Raw genomic sequence first — 291 nt, forward strand, 5'->3', positions numbered from 1 at the left:
CCGCATGACAGAGACGTTCGAGCATCTGGTGGTGGGCAAGGGCATGATAGGCGCCGCCGCGTTGCGCTATCTGAGCTGCGGTTCGGAGCGCGTTGCCGCCATCGGCCCCGATGAACCGGTGGACTCGGAGGCGCACGACGGTGTGTTCTCCAGCCACTACGATCAGGGCCGCATCTGCACGCAGCTGAGCCGCGACCGGCTGTGGGGAGAGCTCACCCGGCAATCGATGTCGCGCTTTGGCGCCCTGGAAGCGGCCAGCGCCACGCATTTCTACCGTCCTGCAGGGATGCT

At 66.3% G+C, this 291-nt stretch carries 1 pseudogene; it reads left to right on the forward strand.

The features are described 5' to 3' along the window. A pseudogene (locus F2P45_RS35125) lies at positions 1 to 291 on the forward strand (N-methyl-l-tryptophan oxidase); the annotation flags it as partial.

It is taken from the genome of Massilia mucilaginosa, assembly GCF_011682145.1.
Classification (GTDB): Bacteria; Pseudomonadota; Gammaproteobacteria; order Burkholderiales; family Burkholderiaceae_D; genus Telluria_A; species Telluria_A mucilaginosa.